6 protein-coding genes and 1 pseudogene are annotated in these 5,984 nt (G+C 55.6%); all 7 read left to right on the top strand.

Annotated features, from left to right (window positions below; genetic code table 11):
- Positions 1-1,416: BamA/OMP85 family outer membrane protein (locus VKV29_RS14190; protein ID WP_324201973.1), on the top strand; the 1,416-nt coding region annotated here is incomplete at its 5' end.
- A gap of 205 nt (positions 1,417-1,621) precedes the next feature.
- A complete protein-coding gene (locus VKV29_RS14185; protein WP_324201972.1) occupies positions 1,622-2,293 on the top strand; it encodes an OmpH family outer membrane protein in 672 nt (223 codons plus the stop codon).
- Positions 2,294-2,441: 148 nt separating this feature from the next.
- On the top strand, positions 2,442-3,452 hold the full coding sequence (locus VKV29_RS14180) for a hypothetical protein (RefSeq protein WP_324201971.1): 1,011 nt from the start codon (positions 2,442-2,444) through the stop codon (positions 3,450-3,452).
- Positions 3,449-4,507, top strand: a complete 1,059-nt coding sequence (gene lpxD, locus VKV29_RS14175; protein ID WP_324201970.1) for a UDP-3-O-(3-hydroxymyristoyl)glucosamine N-acyltransferase — start codon at positions 3,449-3,451, stop codon at positions 4,505-4,507. Before VKV29_RS14180 ends, lpxD begins: the two co-directional genes overlap by 4 nt.
- Positions 4,497-5,363, top strand: a complete 867-nt coding sequence (gene lpxC / locus VKV29_RS14170; RefSeq protein WP_324201969.1) for a UDP-3-O-acyl-N-acetylglucosamine deacetylase — start codon at positions 4,497-4,499, stop codon at positions 5,361-5,363. The genes lpxD and lpxC overlap by 11 nt, the downstream gene beginning before the upstream one ends.
- A gap of 5 nt (positions 5,364-5,368) precedes the next feature.
- Positions 5,369-5,842, top strand: coding sequence for a 3-hydroxyacyl-ACP dehydratase FabZ (gene fabZ / locus VKV29_RS14165; RefSeq protein WP_343217382.1), 474 nt, complete (start codon positions 5,369-5,371; stop codon positions 5,840-5,842).
- A pseudogene (locus VKV29_RS15330) lies at positions 5,835-5,984 on the top strand (acyl-[acyl-carrier-protein]--UDP-N-acetylglucosamine O-acyltransferase); the annotation flags it as partial. The gene fabZ and the pseudogene VKV29_RS15330, both read left to right, overlap by 8 nt.

The raw sequence follows: 5,984 nt of genomic DNA, 5'->3' as shown, positions 1-5,984 counted from the left end.
GATGCCAACGCCATTATAGACCTCTACCAAAAGCAGCACTACATCGCCTCGTTTAGTCAAGATGTGCCGATTGATGCCTCAGGCGTGCTTCACATCAACATTATTGTCGCCAAAGTGGCCAGCCTCGATTTTGTTGGGCTGCACAAAACCCGCAAGTCCTATATTATGCACGTCATCAAAACGCGCGTCGGCAGTTACTTTAATACGGATACGCTGGCCCAAGACCGTGTAGCCCTCCTCAACACCGGGCTTTTCGACGACGTGCGGCCCTCCGTTACCGTGGTGGGAACGGGGCAGATCGCCATCACCCTCAACTTCACGGAAAAGCGCTCCGGAGAAATCCATGCCGGAGCCGGATACAGCGACACGGCGCGCTTTATTGGGTTTATTGAACTATCCGATAATAACTTTCGTGGGTTAGGTGAACACCTTGCCGTGCGAGGGGAGGTGGGAGGTATTGCCAATCGCAGTAGCGTTGAGCTTGACTTCAATGAACCCTACCTCGGTGGCCGCAACACCAGCCTCGATGTACAACTTTACGACAAAACGGTCTATCGGTTCTCCAGTGCCCTAAGCGCTGCAAGCCCCATTGCACCCATTCCTGGCACAACGGCCTCCATCACAAATAACTACTACACCGAACAACGCGCCGGAGGCATCGTCACCGCTACCCGCCCCTTCGGGCGTTTCTACAGCGCCTCCCTATCCCTTCGAGCCGAAAACGTAACCACCGACCTGCTTAATCTCCCCCCCCAAGACCTCAGCATCATCCAAAACGGTCCCATCGTGTCCGTCACCGGCTTCATCAGCCATGATACACGCGACCTCTATCTCGACCCCTCTAAAGGCGGTGTGCAACAGATTGGGGTCGAGATCGGCCATGCCAACCTCAACACGCCTCGCACCATCTACGGCATCCCCGTTACCAGTACCATCACCGGCAGCGTCAACTTTCTTCGTACCAGCTTAGAGGCACGCCAATACTTTAGCCTTAGCGGCCAACGACCGCTCAACGACCCCACGAAACCGGAAACCGTGCTGGCTCTGCGCGCGCTCGTCGGAGCCTCTACCGGCACACTCCCCTTCTTCGAGCAGTTCTTCATGGGCGGGGCCGACACCCTGCGCGGCTATCGTGACGACCGGTTTTGGGGCAAGTACGAGTTCCTTACCTCCATCGAACTGAGGCAGCCTCTCGCCCCGAAGTTCACCGGTGTTCTCTTTGTGGATATCGGCGATGCCTGGGGCGGCCCCTACAGCAACGTAAACATCAATGGTTTTTTACAGCGTGGTTTCCATCCCTACATCGGGGTAGGCCCGGGGTTGCGTATTGTGACACCGTTAGGGCTTATCCGGCTCGACTACGGCATAGGCAGTGAGGGTGGCCGTATCCACTTCAGTTTCGGTTCTACCTTCTAAACCGAACAGAGGAGCATATCGCCGGCGATTCCGTAATAGTAACTGATGCACTAAAAACCAACGAGTACGAAGAACCTTCCGGCTTCAGCTATAACGATAAGATATTCCTACTTGCCTGGAATTTGAAGCAAGAAAGAACATCTGTTGCACGTATGAACGTGTTTTAGCAGAAAAATCTATCCTTTTCTGATGAGGAGAAAAAACTATGCGATCAAATGATAGCCGACCCATGTTGTACTGGATTGTACTGGCCGCGATTGTCTGGGGCATCGTGGCCTCCCTTTCCCATGCCTTCGCCGATGCCAAAAGTGCCCCCGGCGATATACGCTTCGCCTCCGTTGATATGAACCGCATTCAAACGGAGTATAAGTTGGTACAGCAGTACCGTGAACAGATGCAGGCGGAAACCAATCAGCAACAACAACTGCTGCAGGTTATGACAGACAACCCCTTCCTCTCCGAACAAGACCAAAAAACCCTAGCCACGCTCCTGCAAAAAGCCAACACGCCGGCAGGGCTTACCCCCGCCGAAAAGCAGCAGGAACAACAGCTGCTGGATCAGAGCAAAAAGGCCAACGATGACTACCAGCGCCTATCGCAAGCCCAAAATTTAAGCCCCCAAGATAAACAGACTCTCGATAACTATCTTAACCTTGAAAAGGCGACCGAAGCGCGAATTAATCTGTTGAAGCAGCAGTTCCAGCAGGATATGCAGAATAAGCTCGATGCCGCTATGGCCCAACTCACCAAGAACATCCGAGATGCCATCGCGACCGTCGCCAAAGATAAGGGCTATGCGCTCGTGCTCGATAACTCCGTGGCGCCCTATGCACAGGCCGACTGCACCGACGACGTGCTGAAAATTCTGAATAAGTAACGCCTCTTCTCACACAATGGGCGACGTGGAGGTGTTGCTGTAGGTGGTTCTGACTAAAAAGAAGCTGGCTCTCGCTACAGCTTGCTTGTTTCTTTGCTGTTTGGGAGAAGGCTGCGCTCCAAAACCCCCCTCGGCGAAACTCTGTTTCGTGAGGATGCAAGCCCTTCTCCCATATGGCCTCCCGCTTTTTGTAACTGCATTACCCACACCCCCATCGGCTGCAGGGATGCCTGCCGTTGCGCCGGTGGTCTTTTCTGCCCCTCCACCCCCTTTCGTCTTCCCCCCTCCTATAGGGGCCACGCTGGCGGCCGCGCGGCGCCAGCAGCTTAATGCCGATGCAGCGCGCTATCTGCAGCGCTTTACCGAGTCTCTTCAAGATGCCGCACAGCTCGACTTGAATCGCTATAAAAAGGAACAACAAACCGCTGCCCAACAGCAACTCCAAAAGGCCTCCGATAGCATTCGTGCTCAGGTCATGAACTCGCTGCAAAGCCAACTCGCCCAACTGAACCGGCAGGAGACGCTTCTTCAGTTTCGCGAAATAGCCGCACAGACCCAGGTGCGTGCCACCTCCGGCGTCTTTGCCAACAGTCAAGCCCACCTCGATGCCCTCTCACAACAACGGCTTATTGCCCAACAGATCGCCCAAGTAGAAGCGGCTCGTAAACAGCTTTCTACACAAGCCGATCAACAGATTGCCCAAGCCATTTCCCAAACTCGTCAACAGATCGAGGCCGCTCTGCAAAACCGTCTGCAGGCCTATCGTAAACAGCAAGATGCAGAAATAGCACGTCAGGCTGCTCAGGCGGTAGAAAATCAACAGGCCCTCCTTCAAGAGGTCAACCTCGCGCTTCCCCCCGGCCCTTCAATCCCTCCTCCAAACGTCTCGCTGCCGCTGATGCTGCCCTCACCGTCTCGCACAGCCTTTCCAACGGCAAAACAAGCCGCCCAGAAGGCAACGACCGATGCCGCCGTGCAGACCTCTCAGATGGGGGCCGAGTTTGCCCGAATGCGCCTCCAAGCGCTTCGCCAAGAGGTGCTCGCCATTTTGCAACAACGGGGTTGGCACCTTGTGCCCCAAGGCACCCCCGGCGCTTTCGATGCTACCGATTTTGTAAAAACGCAACTCCAACAGGAAAGAGGGCCTAGCCTACCATGAGCTGTGTTCTATCGCTTTCACTGCGTCAAATTGCCGAGCTATTAAACGGCTCCCTACACAATGCCCCGGAGGATGTTCTCATTACCGGCGTTGCCGACATCGAAGATGCCGAACCTGGAGACCTGGTCTTCGCCGAAAATGCCACATTCCTTCGCAAGGCCCTTCGTTCTCCGGCCACGGCCGTGCTCACAACCCCTGCACTGGCGGCACAAATTGCCGATTCCAAACCCCTTATTCTGGTCGAAAATCCACGGCTTGGGTTTCTCAAAATCCTTGAATCCTTTGCCACCCCTCCACCGTTTGAAACCGGCATCCACCCCACCGCCATTCTAGGCGAAGGAGTGGTTCTTGGGAAAGAGGTCTCCATCGGCCCCTACACTACGATCGGGCCGCGAACGCACATTGGAGAACGAGTGCGCATTGGGGCCGGGGTTAGAATAGGGGCTGACTGCTTCATCGGAGACGACTGCCTTATCTATCCCAACGTGGTGCTCTATCCCAATGTTAAAATTGGGCATCGGTGCATTCTGCATGCCGGCTGCGTGCTCGGCTCCGATGGCTTTGGCTATGTGCCTACACCAACAGGCCTCAGCAAAATGCCCCATCTGGGCATCGTGGAGGTGGGCAACGACGTGGAGATCGGAGCAAACACCTGCATCGATCGAGCGCGAACAACGGCCACACGCATTGGGGACGGCACAAAAATTGACAATCTTGTACATGTAGGGCATAATGTTCAGATAGGGCGCGCTTGCCTTATCGCAGCCCAGGTGGGCATCGCCGGCAGTGTAAAGATAGGCGATGGCGTTATTCTCGCAGGGCAGGCTGGCATTGCCGACCATCTTGCCATTGGCTCGAAAGCCCGAGTGGGTGCGCAGGCCGGCGTCATCGGAGATGTGGCCGAAGGGGAGACCGTGTCGGGCTATCCGGCGCGTTCCCATTGGACAAAAATGCGCGAGTATGCCGCCATCTCCGAACTGCCTAACACCCTAAAGCGCCTCCGCAGTTTAGAACAAAAAATCGCCGAGCTAGAAGCGAAACTGAATGACAGTTGATACGCTTTCCCAACATACCTTAGCCGGTGCCCTCGCCGTGCGTGGAACAGGCATTCACACGGGCGCCACCGCCACGGTGCGTCTGCGGCCTGCTCCCACGAACTTCGGGCGCATCTTTTGGATAAAAGGGCAAAGCGTTCCTGCAACGGCCGAGCATGTGGTAGATACCCAACGCTGTACCACGCTTGGCAACGCTCACGTGCGTATCAGCACGGTGGAGCATCTGCTCTCTGCCCTGTTCGCATTAGAAGTAGACAACGTCGTGATCGAGGTCGAAGGCCCTGAACTGCCCATCCTCGATGGCAGCGCACAGCCGTGGGTAGAGGCGATTATGGAGGCCGGTATCGTATCCCAAGCCGAGCCGGCGCCAATCTTTAATCTCCAGGCGCCGATGTCGGTAACCATAGGGAAAAGTGTAGCCGAGTGCGCCCCGGCTCCAAATCTTCGCCTATACGTGGAGTTTGTTTCGGAGGATTGGCCGGAGGGCACGGCCACTGCTGAACTGCAGTTGGGAGCTCAGCATGTCGCCCTCTATAAAGACCGCGTCGCCCCGGCTCGCACTTTCGCCTTTCGCAAGGAGGTCGAGGCGCTGTTGGCAGCGGGGCTTGCGCGAGGGGGTACCCTTGAAAATGCCCTCCTAATTGACCCACCCCATTGCTTCTCTTCCCCCTTGCGGGTAGAGTATGAGTGGGTCGCTCATAAACTGCTCGATCTTATTGGTGATCTCGCCCTTGTCGGCGCCCGGTTCCATGCGCATGTAGCGGTGCGCCGCCCAGGGCATACCATCAACACAAAATTGGCGCAGGCGATCTATCGAACCATTCACGCGCCTTACAAAGGAGATATAACTGCATGAATCATGTGCTGGACATAGAAGCGATACGTCAGTTGCTCCCGCACAGATACCCTATGCTTCTGGTGGACAAAATCATCGAATGGCAACCCGGCGAACGGGTTGTGGGGTTAAAGAACGTCACTATCAACGAGTCCTTCTTTAATGGGCACTTCCCCGAAAAGGCAGTGATGCCTGGGGTTCTCATCCTCGAATCGATGGCGCAAGTGGCCTGTCTCATTATGCTGCTTGCCCCCGAACATCGCCATAAGTTGCCCTATCTCGGCGGCATTGACCGCTGCAGACTTCGGCGCCCCGTCGTTCCGGGTGATACGTTGATTATCGAGGCAACGTTATTAAGAGTACATGGGGACGCGGGCAAAGTGCAGATGATCGCCCGCGTGGACGGGCAGGAAGTGGCTAGCTGTGAAATGCTCTTTAAGCTCGTGGAAAATAAATCCACCCCGGTCACAGTGGAGGCAGGAGATAACAACAGTGTCTAAACGGTGGCATCCTACAGCCATCATTGACCCCCGGGCCGAAATAGAACCCGATGTGGAGATCGGGCCTTACTGCATCATCGGTAAGAACTGCTTCATCGGTGCCGGAACGGTGCTGCATGGCCACGTGCAGATATTTGAAAAC

Origin of the sequence: Chthonomonas sp., from assembly GCF_035294165.1 — a bacterium.
Classification (GTDB): Bacteria; Armatimonadota; Chthonomonadetes; order Chthonomonadales; family Chthonomonadaceae; genus Chthonomonas.
Note: the sequence above shows the minus strand (reverse complement) of the source record. Positions and strands in the feature narration are given on the sequence as shown.

What these genes read in the sequence shown, in the direction of transcription:
- VKV29_RS14185 (WP_324201972.1), top strand. Translation starts at nt 1,622, where the DNA reads ATGCGATCAAATGATAGCCGACCCATGTTGTACTGGATTGTACTGGCC.
- lpxD (WP_324201970.1), top strand. Translation starts at nt 3,449, where the DNA reads ATGAGCTGTGTTCTATCGCTTTCACTGCGTCAAATTGCCGAGCTATTA.
- lpxC (WP_324201969.1), top strand. Translation starts at nt 4,497, where the DNA reads ATGACAGTTGATACGCTTTCCCAACATACCTTAGCCGGTGCCCTCGCC.